This window comes from uncultured Brachybacterium sp., from assembly GCF_947500705.1.
GTDB lineage: Bacteria > Actinomycetota > Actinomycetes > Actinomycetales > Dermabacteraceae > Brachybacterium.
The window spans coordinates 54,516-67,383 of sequence record NZ_CANMSY010000002.1 but is presented as its reverse complement, the minus strand read 5'-3'; the positions used below and the strand labels follow the sequence as shown (position 1 = coordinate 67,383).

The window sequence follows — 12,868 nt, the reverse complement described above, 5'->3', positions numbered from 1 at the left end:
ACAGCGGGAACCGGTTCGATCCGGTTCCCGCTGTCGCACGCCCGGCTCCGCCGGGCCGTCCCAGGGGCCGCCGGGCCCCACCCCCACAGCGAAAGGGATCGACGTGATCTGGTACATCGGGCGGCGACTGCTGCAGATGATCCCCGTCTTCCTCGGCGCCACCCTGATCGTCTACCTGATGGCGTTCTACACCTCGGGTGATCCGATCCTCGCCCTGGCCGGCGACAAGCCGATCTCCCCGGCCGTCGAGCAGCAGCTGCGCGAGCAGTACAACCTCGACCAGCCCGTGCTGGTGCAGTGGCTGCTCTACCTCCGGAGCGTGCTCACCTTCGATCTCGGCGTCGGCTTCAATGGACGGCCGATCTGGGACCAGATCGCGGCGGCGTTCCCCACCACCATGAGGCTCGCGATCATCGCCGTCGTGGTCGAGACCATCTTCGGCGTCGTCGCCGGCGTCATCTCGGGACTGCGCAAGGGCAAGCTGATCGACACCACGCTGCTGATGCTCTCCCTGCTGCTGATCGCCACCCCGACCTTCGTGCTGGGCTTCCTCGCCCAGTTCGTCTTCGGGCTGCAGCTCGGGATCTCCCCCATCAACGTGGGCCGCGATCCCTCCTGGGTGAACCTGATGCTGCCCGGCTTCGTGCTGGGCGGGGTCTCATTCGCCTATGTGCTGCGCCTGACCCGTACGTCTATCGCCGAGACCGCGAGCGCCGATCACGTGCGCACCGCGACCGCCAAGGGCCTCTCGCGCGGCGGAGTGGTCGGCAAGCACATCCTGCGCAACTCCCTGATCCCTGTGGTCACCTTCATCGGGGCGGATCTCGGTGCCCTGATGGGCGGCGCGATCGTCACCGAGCGGGTGTTCAACATCCCTGGCATCGGCACCCTGCTGTTCAGCTCGATCACCGCTGGCGAGGCCCCGATGATCGTGTCGCTGGTGACCCTGCTGGTGATCATCTTCCTGCTGTCCAACCTCGTCGTGGACCTGCTCTACGGCCTGCTCGACCCGAGGATCCGCTATGCCAAGTGATGCCCCCGCCACCCGCCGCCCCCGGTCGGAGCACTGGGTCGCACCGCTGGAGGAGACGCCGCTGCAGGCGGTTGACGCGGCGGACACCACCTCCACGCCGCGCTCGCTCTGGGGCGACGCGCTGCACAACCTGGTGCGCAATCCGGTGTTCCTGATCTCGGCGCTGCTGATCCTGTTCGTGCTCTTCGTCGCGGCCTTCCCCTCGGTCTTCACCTCGCAGGACCCCCGTTACGGCGACCTGTCGATCGCGAACCAGCCTCCCGGCCCGGATCACCCCTTCGGCACCTCGCGCCAGGGCTACGACATCATGGCCCGCACGTTCTGGGGTGCCCGCACCTCGGTGGTCATCGGCTTCTTCGCGATGCTCGGCTCCACGCTCATCGGTGGCGTGATGGGTGCGCTGGCCGGGTACATCGGGGGCTGGTTCGACGAGGTCATCTCCCGCGTCACCGACATCTTCTTCGCGGTCCCGCTGATCCTGGGCGCGATCGTCGTGTCGACCCGACTGGGGGAGATGAACCTGTGGACCGTGATCGCCGTGCTGAGCGTCTTCGGCTGGACGAACGTCGCACGCATCATGCGCGGCTCGGTCATCTCGACCAAGAGCCAGGACTTCGTCGTCTCCTCGACCGCGCTGGGCGCCTCCCGGATCTCCGTGCTCCTCAAGCACGTCGTCCCCAACGCGATCGCCCCCGTGATCGTCACGGCCACGGTGAACCTCGGCGTCTTCATCGTCGCCGAGGCGACGCTGTCGTTCCTCGGCGTGGGCCTGCCGACGAGTTCCGTGTCCTGGGGCGGCGACATCTCCGCTGCCCGTGACGCGCTGCGGACGCAGCCCTCCATGCTGTTCTACCCCTCCCTGGCCCTCGCGGTCACCGTGCTGAGCTTCATCATGCTCGGCGATGCGGTGCGCGATGCCCTGGACCCGAAGGCGAGGAAGCGATGACCACGACCTCTGTGACCCCCACCCCGGCTGCCGGCCCCGCAGGCGGCGCCCAGCCGCTCCTCGAGATCCGCGATCTCGAGATCACCTTCACCACCTCGAGCGGACCGGTCAAGGGCGTGCGCAGCGCGAACCTCGAGGTGTACCCGGGGGAGACGGTCGCGATCGTCGGGGAGTCCGGCTCCGGCAAGTCCACGACCGCGATGGCGATCGCCCACCTGCTGGCCGAGAACGGCTCCATCACCGGCGGCAGCATCCTCTTCGAGGGTCGCGACATCACCCAGGTCTCCGAGAAGGAGATCCGGGTGCTGCGCGGAGACCAGATCGGCCTGGTCCCCCAGGACCCGATGAGCAACCTCAACCCCATGTGGAAGGTGGGCTCGCAGATCCGCGAGACCCTCGCCGCGAACGGGGTGGCCTCGGGCGCCGCGGCGAAGGCCCGCACGGTCGAGCTGCTCGAGGAGGCGGGCCTCGCCGATGCCGCCCGGCGTGCCGGGCAGTACCCGCACGAGTTCTCCGGCGGCATGAAGCAGCGCGCGCTGATCGCGATGGGTCTTGCGGCGCGGCCGAAGCTGCTGGTGGCCGACGAGCCCACCAGCGCGCTGGACGTCACCGTCCAGCAGCAGATCCTCGACCACCTCGACACCCTCACCGCAGAGCTGGGCGTCGCGGTGCTGCTGATCACCCACGACCTGGGCCTCGCCGCCGAGCGAGCCCAGCATCTGGTGGTCATGTACAAGGGCCGTGTGGTGGAGTCGGGCCCCGCGCTCGAGCTGCTGCAGAACCCTCAGCACCCGTACACCGAGCGGCTGATCGGTGCCGCCCCGTCCCTGGCCTCGCGTCGGCTGGTCTCCGCAAGGGACCGCGCCGAGGTGCGTGAGCAGGCGCAGGGACACGCCGCGCCCCTCAGCGCCGACGTCGACACCTCGAGCGACAACTCGGGGGCGGTGAACCCCCGGGCGGTGATCCAGGTGCAGGAGCTCACCAAGGAGTTCCCGATCCGTGGCAGCGTGCCGTGGAAGTCCACGCCCTTCACCGCGGTGGACAAGGTCTCCTTCGAGATCGAACGGGGGACCACCACGGCGATCGTGGGGGAGTCGGGCTCCGGCAAGTCCACCGTCGCCCAGATGGTCCTCAAGCTCCTCGAACCCACCTCGGGCCGGGTCCTCTTCGAGGGCAGGGACGTCACCACCTTCCGCGGACGGGAGCTGACGCAGCTGCGCCGCAGGGTGCAGCCGATCTTCCAGAACCCCTACGGGACCCTGGATCCGATGTACTCGATCTTCCGCACGATCGAGGAGCCGATGCGGATCCACGGCATCGGCGATGCGCGCAGCCGGGAGGCGAAGGTCCGGGACCTGCTGGACAAGGTCGCGCTGCCGTCGGCGATGATGCGCCGCTACCCCAACGAGCTCTCCGGCGGCCAGCGCCAGCGCATCGCGATCGCGCGTGCCCTGGCGCTGGATCCGGAAGTCGTGATCTGCGACGAGGCGGTCTCCGCGCTCGATGTGCTGGTCCAGGCGCAGGTCCTCGAGCTGCTCAACGACCTGCAGGCCGAGCTGGGTCTCACCTACCTGTTCATCACCCACGACCTCGCCGTGGTGCGGCAGATCGCGGACAGCACGCTGGTGATGGAGAAGGGAAAGGTCGTCGAGCAGGGGACCACCGACGAGGTGTTCCACTCCCCGCAGCAGGACTACACCAAGCGCCTGCTCGCTGCGATCCCCGGCGGCTCCATCCCGCTCGCGGGCTCGGAAACGATCGACGTGCAGGCCCCCGAGGTCGTGGCCGACGACGAGCAGGCCGACGGCCCCCAGATCGACGACGGCCCGATCGATCCCTTCGCGAGCGCCGGACACGTCTGAGCGGAGCCGTCGGAGCACAGTCCTGGCCGCGTTGTCGCCATCTCACCGGGCAGTTCCTCGACGACCCGGGGATCGCGGTCAGATCGTCTGTGGCGGGCGAGACTCCTCCGTCGGTTTCCTCCGGCCCATGGTCGGGTCGCTGGTGCTCGCAGTGGTGCTCGCAGTGGTGCCGACAATGGTGCTGACCGTACTGCTGGCCCTGGCGCTCGGTGCGAGGGCGTCGAAGGTCTCATTCCCAGCCCCTGGCGGGCGGCCCGCTGGCGGATAGACTCGCCTGGGCCCTGGAGCGGGTCGCACCTGGGGTGCGGCCGGGCGCTGCTCGGTCTTCGACCCACCGCGCAACCCGAAACGAGCTTCCGCGTATGACTCTCCAGCACCGTACCGACCTGCGAAACGTCGCCATCGTCGCCCACGTCGACCACGGCAAGACCACCCTGGTCGACGCCATGCTCACCCAGGGCGGCGCGTTCAGCGACCACGACAAGCACGGCGAACGGGCGATGGACTCGGGCGAGCTCGAGCGCGAGAAGGGCATCACCATCCTCGCCAAGAACACGGCGATCCGGTACACCGGACCGTCCGCCGCGGAGATCGGCGAGCATGATGGCATCACCATCAACGTCATCGACACCCCCGGCCACGCCGACTTCGGCGGCGAGGTCGAGCGCGGCCTGTCCATGGTCGACGGCGTCGTGCTCCTGGTGGACTCCTCCGAGGGCCCCCTCCCGCAGACCCGCTTCGTGCTGCGCAAGGCTCTCGCCGCGAAGCTCCCCGTGATCCTCGTGGTCAACAAGGTGGACCGCCCCGACGCCCGCATCGACGAGGTCGTCGGCGAAGCCACCGACCTGCTGCTGGGCCTCGCCTCGGACCTCTCCGAGGAGATGGACGACATCGATCTCGATGCCGTCCTCGACGTGCCCGTCGTCTACGCCTCCGGCAAGGCAGGCCGCGCCTCGCTCACCAAGCCCGCCGACGGCACCCTCCCCGAGGAGGAGGACGTCGAGGCGCTGTTCAAGACCATCCTCGAGCAGATCCCGGCACCGGCCTTCGACGACGAGGTGCCGCTGCAGGCGCACGTCACCAACCTCGACGCCTCCCCGTTCCTGGGCCGTCTCGCGCTGCTGCGCATCAAGAACGGCGAGCTCGCCAAGGGCCAGCAGGTCACCTGGTGCGTCCAGAACGGCACCACCAAGCAGGTCAAGATCACCGAGCTGCTGGAGACCAAGGGCCTCACCCGGGTGCCGATGACCCGCACCGCCCGCCCCGGTGACATCGTCGCCGTCGCCGGCATCCCCGAGATCATGATCGGTGAGACCCTCGCCGATCTGAACGATCCGCGCCCGCTGCCGCTGATCACCATCGATGACCCGGCGATCTCGATGACCATCGGCATCAACACCTCCCCGCTGGCCGGCAAGAACGGCAAGGGCCACAAGCTCACCGCCCGCCAGGTCAAGGACCGTCTGGACGCCGAGCTGGTCGGCAACGTGTCCTTGAAGGTGCTGCCCACCGAGCGCCCCGACGCCTGGGAGGTGCAGGGCCGCGGAGAGCTCGCGCTGTCGATCCTGGTCGAGCAGATGCGCCGCGAGGGCTTCGAGCTGACCGTCGGCAAGCCGAAGGTGCTCACCCGTGAGATCGACGGCAAGGTCCACGAGCCGGTCGAGCGGATGACCATCGACGTGCCCGACGAGTACCTCGGCACCGTCACCCAGCTGATGGCGTCCCGCAAGGGTCGCATGGAGACCATGAGCAACCACGGCTCCGGCTGGGTGCGCATGGAGTTCGTGGTGCCCTCGCGCGGACTCATCGGCTTCCGCACCCGGTTCATGACCGAGACCCGCGGCAACGGCATCGCCGCTTCCTACAACGACGGCTACGAGCCGTGGATGGGGAACATCGAGTTCCGCTCCACCGGCTCCCTGGTCGCTGATCGTCCGGGCTCGGTCACGCCGTTCGCGATGATCAACCTCCAGGAGCGCGGCTCGTTCTTCGTCGAGCCCACCTCCGAGGTGTACACCGGCCAGATCGTCGGCGAGAACTCTCGCAACGAGGACATGGACGTGAACATCACGAAGGAGAAGAAGCTGACGAACATGCGCGCAGCCTCCTCGGACTCCTTCGAGAACCTGGTCCCGCCGCGTCGCCTCACCCTCGAGGAGTCCCTCGAGTTCTCCGCGGATGACGAGTGCGTCGAAGTCACCCCCGAGGTCGTCCGCATCCGCAAGGTCATCCTCGATCCGAACGAGCGTCGTCGTGCGACCTCGAAGGCCAAGTCGGGAAAGTGACCTGGTGACGATCGAGCAGCAGCCGGTGCGGCGGGTGGACACCACCTCGCTCGCCGCCCGGCTCACCCAGGCCGCGATGGCCGTGGTGCTCGCGATCGTCTCGGTCCTGCTGATGATCTCGACCCACCGGGTGGAGCTCCCGGCGGCTGGTCTCCACCTGCCCGCCGGCCTGCTGTTCGGTGCGCTGTTCCAAGTGGTCGCCAGCGTGTTCCTGTGGGCGGCGACCGGGTCCCGGCTCCCGCTGCTGGTGCTCGGCAGCCTGTGGGGCGTGCTGGCGATGCCGTTCCTGGGCGAGGGCATGGGCGGCGGCGTCATGATGCCCGCGATGCTGGGCACCGAGCCCCAGTACTCCGGCTGGGTCGTCCAGGGCCTCGGCCTCGTGATCCCGTTCCTGATCGCGGGCCTGATCACGCTGGTGCGCAGGTCCCGTTCTCGGGCAGGGTGAGCAGATGACCGCTCCGACGCGTCCTCGCCCTGACTGGGCGACGATCCCCAATCTCGTCACGCTGGTGCGCTTCGTGCTGCTGGCTCCGGTGTGCATGCTGCTGGTGGACGGTCCCGACACCCTCGCGGTGGTGCTGCTGCTGGTATGGGCCTCGACCGACTGGATCGATGGACTGCTGGCCCGTGCACTGGACCAGACCAGCCGCACCGGCGCGATCATCGACCCGATCGCCGACAGGCTGGGGCTGGCGGGGATCGTGCTCAGCCTCGCGGTCGCCGATCTGCTGCCCTGGGCGGCGCTGGCCATCATCCTGGTCGTCGACGTGGCGATGGTCGTGCTCGCCACCCGGGCGGCACTGGGCGGCAGGATCTCCGTCTCCTGGCTCGGCAAGGTCCGCACCTTCGCGCTGATGGGCTCGGTGTTCCTGCTGGTCGCGGCAGCCGCCTGGGCGCCCTCGCTGGTGCCTGCCGCGCAGGTGCTGTTCTGGATCGGGGTCGCGCTGCATACGGTCTCCGGCGTCGACTACATCCTCAGGGCGCGGCGGGCCCCCGCCGTCGCACCGGAGGCGGCGGAACCTCCTTCGCCGCGATGATCAGCGCCCGGGGCACCGTCATCACACCCCGCTTGGTCATCACCTGCACCGACTGCTCATCGGTGGAGAGGATCGTCCCCAGCGCATCGCTCATCGACTCTCCATGCGGGGACGCTTCCCGGTCGATCGCATAGCGGAGCACCACCCTGCGCCCGTCCTGGAGGAAGGGCGCCCATCCGGCGCGGACCCGGTCGTCGTCGTGCTCAGTCATCGCTCGAGGCTATCCGCTCCCACCTCTGGGAGCTGGGCGGGCGCCGGCGCCGGATGTGCATCCCGTCACCTCCGCGGCCCGGCACCTCCGGGCAGGGCCTGCAGCGGGGTCGGGATGACAGAATGGGAGCGTCTCCGACGGAAGGAAGCCGCTCATGACGTACGTCATCGCTCTGCCCTGTGTCGACGTCAAGGACCGTGCCTGCGTCGATGAGTGCCCCGTGGACTGCATCTACGAGGGCAACCGGATGCTCTACATCCAGCCCGATGAGTGCGTGGACTGCGGAGCGTGCGAGCCCGTCTGCCCCGTCGAAGCGATCTACTACGAGGACGACACCCCGGATCAGTGGGCCGAGTACTACAAGGCCAACGTCGAGTTCTTCGACGATCTCGGTGCTCCGGGCGGTGCGGCGAAGATGGGCGTGATCGACAAGGACCATCCGATCATCGACGCCCTGCCGCTGCAGCCGAACCCGCTGGCCTGAGCCGTGGCCGCCTCGCCCCCCGCTTCTTCTGCGGTCCCGTCGACTCCGACCGCACGTCGCGGTCTCGCCGCACATCTGCCCGAGTTCCCGTGGGATGCTCTCGTCCCGGCGAAGCAGCGCGCCGCCTCCCATCCGGAGGGCATCGTCGACCTCTCCGTCGGCACCCCCGTCGATCCGACGCCCGCCTCGGTGCAGCAGGCTCTCGCCGCCGCCACGAACAGCCCCGGCTATCCGACCACGATCGGCACCCCCGCCCTGCGGGAGGCGATCGTGGGCTTCGTGCGCCGTCACCGCGGTGCTCCCTCCTCGCTCGGGGTCGAAGGGGTGCTGCCCACCGTCGGCTCCAAGGAGCTCGTGGCGCATCTGCCCTTCCAGCTCGGCATCGGGCCGGGGGAGGCGGTGGCGTTCCCGCACATCGCCTATCCCACCTATGACATGGGAGCACGGTTCGTCGGTGCAGAGTCGATGCCGTTGGACCTGGCCGCCCTCGCGGCCCACGGTGATGCCGCGCTGCCGGAGCCGGATGCCTCCTCACGGATCCGCCTGCTGTGGCTGAACTCGCCCTCGAACCCCACCGGTGAGGTGCTGGACGTCTCCCAGCTGGCAGCGATCGTGACCTGGGCCCGGGAGCGAGGGATCGTGGTCGCCTCCGATGAGTGCTACGCGCTGCTGCCCTGGACCGTGGAGGAGGTGCCCTCGGTGCTGGACCCGCGCGTGAACGGCGGCTCGCTGGACGGGCTGCTGTGCGTGTACTCCCTGTCCAAGCAGTCCAACCTCGCCGGCTACCGGGCAGCCTTCGTGGCGGGCGACGCAGGCCTGGTGGGTGAGCTGGTGGCGGTGCGCAAACAGGCCGGGATGATGCTTCCCGGGCCGCTCCAGGCCGCGATGACCACGGCCCTCGGAGACGATGAGGCACCGGCGGTGCAGCGTGAGATCTATCGCGCTCGACGCGCGATGCTCGAGCCCGCGCTGGTGGCCGCAGGTGGCACGATCCACGGTTCCCAGGCAGGCCTGTACCTCTGGACCACCTTCGGCGCCGACTCGATGAGCAGTGTCGAGCGCCTCGCGGACAGCGGTGTCCTGGTGGCCCCCGGGATGTTCTATGGTGTTGCTGGCGGGACTTTCGTCCGGGTCGCCCTCACCGCGACCGACGAGCGGATCGCTGCCGCCGCCCGGCGCCTCGAGCGCCTCTGACACCTCCGGCGCCCTCGCGCGCCGTACCGATCCGACCACGCACAACGGAGAGCCCATGGATCACACGACGACGTCCGCTCAGCTCAGCCTGGGGGAGAAGACCCTCGACCTCCCGATCATCCCCGCAGTGGAGGGGAACTCCGGCATCGCGATCGGCCCCCTGCGCAAGGAGACCGGCGAGGTCACCTACGACCCCGGCTTCATGAACACCGCCAACGCCAAGTCCTCGATCACCTACATCGACGGCGACGAGGGCATCCTGCGCTACCGCGGCTACCCGATCGAGCAGCTCGCGGAGAAGTCCAGCTACCTCGAGGTCTCCTACCTGCTGATCAACGGCGAGCTGCCCACCAAGGGCCAGCTCGACAACTTCGAGGCGCAGGTCGAGCACCGCACCCTGCTCGACGAACGCTTCAAGCGGATGTTCGACAACTTCCCGCGCGACGCCCACCCGATGGCCGTGCTCCAGGCCGGCACCTCGGCGCTGTCGACCTTCTACCAGGACACCCTGGACCCCTTCGATGAGGAGCAGGTGCGGATCTCCGCCGTGCGGCTGCTCGCGAAGATGCCCACGATGGCTGCCTACGCGCACCGCATCGCCCAGGGCCACGCGCTGCTCTATCCCGACAACCGGCTCTCCCTGATCGAGAACTTCCTGCGCCTGACCTTCGGGTTCCCGGTGGAGGACTACATCGCGGATCCCGTCGTGGTGCGCGCGATGGAGCAGCTGCTGATCCTGCATGCCGACCACGAGCAGAACTGCTCGACCTCCGCCGTCCGCCTCGTCGGCTCCGCCCAGGCGAACCTGTTCACCTCGATCTCCGCCGGGATCGGTGCACTCTCGGGTCCCGCCCACGGCGGCGCCAACGCCGCGGTGATGGACATGCTCGATCAGATCGAGGCCGAGAACATGGACCCGCGCGACTTCATGGAGAAGGTGAAGCGCAAGGAGGACGGCATCCGCCTGATGGGCTTCGGCCACCGCGTGTACAAGAACTACGATCCCCGCGCGCGCCTCGTGAAGAAGATCGCGGACGACGTCCTCGAGCGCCTCGGCGTCAACGACTCCCGCCTCGAGCTCGCGATGAAGCTCGAGGAGATCGCACTGAAGGACGACTACTTCGTCGAGCGCAAGCTCTATCCGAACGTCGACTTCTACACGGGCCTGATCTACAAGGCGATCGGCTTCCCGACGGAGATGTTCACCGTCCTGTTCGCCATCGGTCGTCTGCCGGGCTGGATCGCCCAGTGGGAGGAGATGGTCCACGATCCGGAGACCAAGATCGGTCGCCCGCGACAGATCTACACCGGCCATGCCGAGCGGAGCTACACGGCGATGGAGGATCGCACCGGCACCAGCGAGCTGCGCCTGTCGGCCCTCCAGTCCGACATCGAGAAGCGCGGCTGACCCCGTACCTCCGAGGCCGCACTCCTCGGAGGAACCTGTCTCCGAGGCACTTGGCTCTGAGGCACCCATCTCCGAGACCACCCACCTGCGAGACCATTCGCACCTGAACGCCCTGACCCCGACCCTCCTCATGGAGAGTGTCGCTGGTCAGGGCGTTCTCATCGGGACCTTCCGCCCGCTCCTGCCGCTTTCCTCGCCCTAACCTGAAGGCATCCGTGAAGGGCCTGCACCACCGAGGTCCTTCCGCCCAGCGAGGAGGACCCGATGACCACTGCCACCACCGATCACCCCGGCACCGAGGCCGCAGGCAGAGACGCCTGGGGCGGCTTCGTTCCCGGTCCCTGGCAGGAAGGCATCGAGGTGCGCGACTTCATCCAGCGCAACTACACCCCCTACGGCGGGGATGCCTCGTTCCTGACCGGACCCACCGAGAAGACGCTGCGCCTCTGGGACCATCTCGAGGCCCACTACCTCTCCGAGGAGCGGCGCCGCCGCGTCTACGACGTCGACACCCACACCCCCGCGGGCGTCGACGCCTTCCCCGCCGGGTACATCAGCGAGGACGACGACGTGATCGTCGGCCTGCAGACCGACGTGCCGCTCAAGCGCGCCATGATGCCCGCCGGCGGCTGGCGGATGGTGGAGACCGCCCTCAAGGAGGCGGGCAAGGAGGTCGACGAGAACGTCAAGAAGATCTTCACCCAGTACCGCAAGACCCACAACGACGCCGTCTTCGACATCTACACCCCGCGGATCCGCGCCGCCCGCTCGAGCCATATCATCACCGGGCTGCCCGACTCCTACGGCCGCGGCCGCATCATCGGCGACTACCGCCGATTGGCCCTGTACGGCGCCGACGCACTGATCGCGGACAAGAAGCGCGCCAAGGATGAGGTGGCCGAGCAGCCCTTCTCCGAGCACTGGGCCCGTTACCGTGAGGAGCACTCCGAACAGATCAGAGCGCTCGCGAAGCTGGTGCGGCTGGGAGATTCCTACGGCCTGGACCTGCGCCGCCCAGCCGCGAACGCGCAGGAGGCCGTGCAGTGGACCTACATGGCCTATCTCGCCGCAGTGAAGAGCCAGGACGGCGCGGCGATGTCCATCGGCCGCCTCTCGGCCTTCCTCGACGTGTACGTCGAACGCGATCTCGCCGCCGGCACGATCACCGAATCGCAGGCGCAGGAGTACATCGATGCGCTCGTGATCAAGCTGCGCATCGTCCGCTTCCTGCGCACCATCGACTACGACCAGATCTTCTCCGGCGATCCCTACTGGGCGACCTGGTCAGATGGCGGCTTCTCCGCCGACGGCCGTGCCCAGGTCACCAGGACCTCGTTCCGGCTGCTGCAGACCCTGCGGAACCTCGGCGCCGCCCCCGAACCGAACATCACCATCTTCTGGGACCCGGAGCTGCCGGCCGGGTACAAGGAGTTCTGCTCGGCGATCTCGATCGAGACCTCCTCGATCCAGTACGAGTCCGATGAGCAGATCCGCGACCGCTGGGGCGATGATGCGGCGATCGCCTGCTGCGTCTCGCCGATGGAGGTCGGCAAGCAGATGCAGTTCTTCGGTGCCCGGGTCAACGCCGGCAAGGCGCTGCTCTACGCGATCAACGGCGGCCGCGACGAGGTCTCCGGGAAGCAGGTCACCACCGAGGGCGAGTTCACCCCGATCGCCGGGGACGGGCCGCTGGACTTCGACGAGGTCTGGAACCGGTACGAGCAGATGCTGGACTGGGTGGTGGGCACCTACGTCGAGGCGCTGAACATCATCCACTACAGCCACGACCGATATGCCTACGAGGCGATGGAGATGGCGCTGCACGACAGCGAGATCGTGCGCACGATGGGCTGCGGCATCGCCGGGCTCTCGATCGTCGCGGACTCCCTCTCGGCGATCAAGCACGCGACGGTCACCCCGGTGCGTGATGAGACCGGGCTGGTGGTCGATTACCTCACCGAGGGCGACTTCCCCCGCTACGGCAACGACGACGATCGCGCCGATGACATCGCGGCCACGATCGTGCACACCGTGATGCAGAAGATCGCGGCGATCCCGATGTATCGCGACGCGATCCCCACCCAGTCGGTGCTGACCATCACCTCCAACGTCGTCTACGGCAAGGCCACGGGATCCTTCCCCTCCGGCCACCGCGCGGGCACCCCCTTCTCGCCCGGAGCCAACCCCGAGAACGGGGCCGACACCCACGGGATGGTCGCCTCGATGCTGAGCGTGGGCAAGCTCGACTATCACGACGCCCTCGACGGGATCTCGCTGACGGGCACCATCACCCCGCAGGGACTGGGACGCACCAAGGACGAGCAGGTCACCAACCTGGTCGGCATCCTCGACGCCGGCTTCGTGATGGATGAGCCGAGGGATGAGCAGTGACCACCCGAGCCGACCAG

Annotated in this window: 11 protein-coding genes; 10 read left to right on the top strand and 1 reads right to left on the bottom strand. The window is 68.3% G+C overall.

Annotated features, from left to right (window positions below; translation table 11 throughout):
* The first annotated feature begins 103 nt into the window (after positions 1 to 103).
* The 6 genes from Q0937_RS03425 (at position 104) to Q0937_RS03400 (ending at position 7,163) form a co-directional block, all read left to right on the top strand.
* On the top strand, positions 104 to 1,033 hold the full coding sequence (locus Q0937_RS03425; protein WP_299299784.1) for an ABC transporter permease: 930 nt from the start codon (positions 104 to 106) through the stop codon (positions 1,031 to 1,033).
* The gene (locus Q0937_RS03420) at positions 1,023 to 1,979 is read left to right on the top strand and encodes an ABC transporter permease (RefSeq protein WP_299299782.1); all 957 of its coding nucleotides are present in this window, start codon (positions 1,023 to 1,025) and stop codon (positions 1,977 to 1,979) included. Before Q0937_RS03425 ends, Q0937_RS03420 begins: the two co-directional genes overlap by 11 nt.
* Positions 1,976 to 3,841, top strand: a complete 1,866-nt coding sequence (locus tag Q0937_RS03415) for an ABC transporter ATP-binding protein (RefSeq protein WP_299299780.1) — start codon at positions 1,976 to 1,978, stop codon at positions 3,839 to 3,841. Before Q0937_RS03420 ends, Q0937_RS03415 begins: the two co-directional genes overlap by 4 nt.
* Positions 3,842 to 4,203: 362 nt before the next feature.
* Positions 4,204 to 6,126 carry a translational GTPase TypA gene (gene typA / locus Q0937_RS03410; protein ID WP_299299778.1) on the top strand — a complete coding sequence of 641 codons (1,923 nt, stop codon included), beginning with the start codon at positions 4,204 to 4,206 and terminating at the stop codon, positions 6,124 to 6,126.
* 4 nt (positions 6,127 to 6,130) lie between these two features.
* On the top strand, positions 6,131 to 6,571 hold the full coding sequence (locus tag Q0937_RS03405; RefSeq protein WP_299299776.1) for a hypothetical protein: 441 nt from the start codon (positions 6,131 to 6,133) through the stop codon (positions 6,569 to 6,571).
* Positions 6,572 to 6,575: 4 nt separating this feature from the next.
* On the top strand, positions 6,576 to 7,163 hold the full coding sequence (locus tag Q0937_RS03400; protein WP_299299774.1) for a CDP-alcohol phosphatidyltransferase family protein: 588 nt from the start codon (positions 6,576 to 6,578) through the stop codon (positions 7,161 to 7,163).
* Here the strand turns inward: Q0937_RS03400 and Q0937_RS03395 are convergent.
* Positions 7,102 to 7,374, bottom strand: a complete 273-nt coding sequence (locus Q0937_RS03395) for an acetyltransferase (RefSeq protein ID WP_299299772.1) — start codon at positions 7,372 to 7,374, stop codon at positions 7,102 to 7,104. The genes Q0937_RS03400 and Q0937_RS03395 overlap by 62 nt on opposite strands.
* A gap of 154 nt (positions 7,375 to 7,528) precedes the next feature.
* Between Q0937_RS03395 and fdxA the strand changes: the two genes are divergently transcribed.
* The 4 genes from fdxA (at position 7,529) to Q0937_RS03375 (ending at position 12,851) form a co-directional block, all read left to right on the top strand.
* Positions 7,529 to 7,858 (top strand): ferredoxin, encoded by a 330-nt coding sequence (fdxA, locus tag Q0937_RS03390; RefSeq protein ID WP_299299770.1) that lies wholly within the window; start codon positions 7,529 to 7,531, stop codon positions 7,856 to 7,858.
* Positions 7,859 to 7,861: 3 nt separating this feature from the next.
* On the top strand, positions 7,862 to 9,052 hold the full coding sequence (gene dapC, locus Q0937_RS03385) for a succinyldiaminopimelate transaminase (protein ID WP_299299768.1): 1,191 nt from the start codon (positions 7,862 to 7,864) through the stop codon (positions 9,050 to 9,052).
* Between the two features lie 55 nt (positions 9,053 to 9,107).
* Complete coding sequence (locus tag Q0937_RS03380; RefSeq protein ID WP_299299766.1) at positions 9,108 to 10,460, top strand: citrate synthase; 1,353 nt, start codon at positions 9,108 to 9,110, stop codon at positions 10,458 to 10,460.
* A gap of 264 nt (positions 10,461 to 10,724) precedes the next feature.
* Positions 10,725 to 12,851, top strand: a complete 2,127-nt coding sequence (locus tag Q0937_RS03375; protein ID WP_299299764.1) for a pyruvate formate lyase family protein — start codon at positions 10,725 to 10,727, stop codon at positions 12,849 to 12,851.
* Positions 12,852 to 12,868: the final 17 nt, after the last annotated feature.

Excerpts from the sequence above, each read along its gene's own strand:
- Q0937_RS03420 (WP_299299782.1), top strand. The coding sequence starts at position 1,023 with ATGCCAAGTGATGCCCCCGCCACCCGCCGCCCCCGGTCGGAGCACTGG.
- Q0937_RS03415 (WP_299299780.1), top strand. The coding sequence starts at position 1,976 with ATGACCACGACCTCTGTGACCCCCACCCCGGCTGCCGGCCCCGCAGGC.
- typA (WP_299299778.1), top strand. The coding sequence starts at position 4,204 with ATGACTCTCCAGCACCGTACCGACCTGCGAAACGTCGCCATCGTCGCC.
- Q0937_RS03400 (WP_299299774.1), top strand. The coding sequence starts at position 6,576 with ATGACCGCTCCGACGCGTCCTCGCCCTGACTGGGCGACGATCCCCAAT.
- Q0937_RS03395 (WP_299299772.1), bottom strand. The coding sequence starts at position 7,374 with ATGACTGAGCACGACGACGACCGGGTCCGCGCCGGATGGGCGCCCTTC.
- fdxA (WP_299299770.1), top strand. The coding sequence starts at position 7,529 with ATGACGTACGTCATCGCTCTGCCCTGTGTCGACGTCAAGGACCGTGCC.
- Q0937_RS03380 (WP_299299766.1), top strand. The coding sequence starts at position 9,108 with ATGGATCACACGACGACGTCCGCTCAGCTCAGCCTGGGGGAGAAGACC.
- Q0937_RS03375 (WP_299299764.1), top strand. The coding sequence starts at position 10,725 with ATGACCACTGCCACCACCGATCACCCCGGCACCGAGGCCGCAGGCAGA.